Annotated in this window: 1 protein-coding gene and 1 pseudogene; both read right to left on the bottom strand. The window is 67.3% G+C overall.

Annotated features, from left to right (window positions below):
- On the bottom strand, positions 1-636 hold a 636-nt coding region (locus MPJ51_RS16305; protein WP_298388861.1), incomplete at its 3' end, for a BatA domain-containing protein.
- Positions 633-1,142 (bottom strand): annotated as a pseudogene (locus MPJ51_RS16300) (DUF58 domain-containing protein); the annotation flags it as partial. The gene MPJ51_RS16305 and the pseudogene MPJ51_RS16300, both read right to left, overlap by 4 nt.

The raw sequence follows: 1,142 nt of genomic DNA, 5'->3' as shown, positions 1-1,142 counted from the left end.
ATAGACCGTCACCGCCCCGCGCGATTGCAGGGCCGAGAGCAGCCGGTCATGCCCGTCATAGGACAGGCGGTCGCTGAACCAATGGGAGTCGAACCCTCCGGGAATTTCACCCAGCGCGGCCACAACGCCATCGATCTGCGCCTCGGTCGGTTGCCAGGGCATGGGCGTCAGGCCGGGCAAGCGCCCGCGCCATGCCTCAGCCGCCTGAAACACCGGTGCCTCGGCATCCGTCAGGCGTAGGATCGAAACGGGACGACCGGCGCGTCCAGCCTCGGTCAGTTGCGCGTCGACCTGATCCAGCGTCGCGGACCAGCGGGTGGCGCCGGCCCAGCTGGCATCCAGCACAAGCAGCAAGGGCCCCGATCCGGCCTCATCCTGCGCGGGGTTCAGGACCGGGCCAGCCAGCCCAATGATAATCGCCGCCGCCGCGAGCATCCGCAGCAGCAGCAGCCACCATGGGGTGCGATCCGAGACGCTTTCGTCATCCTTCAGGCCCAACAGCAGCGTCACCGCCGGGAACAAGCGGCGGATCGGTGCGGGTGGCACGGCGCGCAGGATCAGCCACAGGATCGGCAGGGTCAGCAGACCCAGCAGCACCCATGGCGCGGTAAAGCCGATACCCGCCAGAACCGTCATTGCACCCCTCCATCCAGCGCACGATAGAGCCATAATAGAGCCGTTTGTGCGCTGTCTTCGGTGTGGTGTAGACCCAACTGCCAACCGGTCGCGCGGCAGAGTTGCGTCAGTGCATCCTTACGGCGGGCGAGGCGGTCCAGATAGCGCTCGCGCAGCTCTCCGGCCTTGAGGGTTTCGTGGCGGACGCTGCCGCCAACGCTTTCGAATATGGTGCGGCCACGGAAGGGAAATGCCTCTTCCCCCGGATCCAGAACCTGTAACAGCACACCGCGCACGCCCCGGTCAGCGGCTTTGGTCAGGGCCAGTTCGACCTCATCCAGCGGGCCGAGGAAATCCGAGAGGAACACGGCGCGCGCATGGGGGATCATGGCGCGGTGTTCAGGCGGGGCATAGTCGGGTTCGGCATCCTCGGACCAGGCCTGCGCCAGACGGATGATCTGTGCATTGCCGCGCCGGGGCGGCAGGGTGGTGCCGGTCAGGCCCACACGTTCCCCCCCGCGCACCAG

The organism is Ruegeria sp. (assembly GCF_028066395.1).
GTDB lineage: Bacteria > Pseudomonadota > Alphaproteobacteria > Rhodobacterales > Rhodobacteraceae > Ruegeria.
The sequence above is the reverse complement of the archived record's forward strand: the minus strand, read 5'-3'. Positions and strand labels throughout refer to the sequence as shown.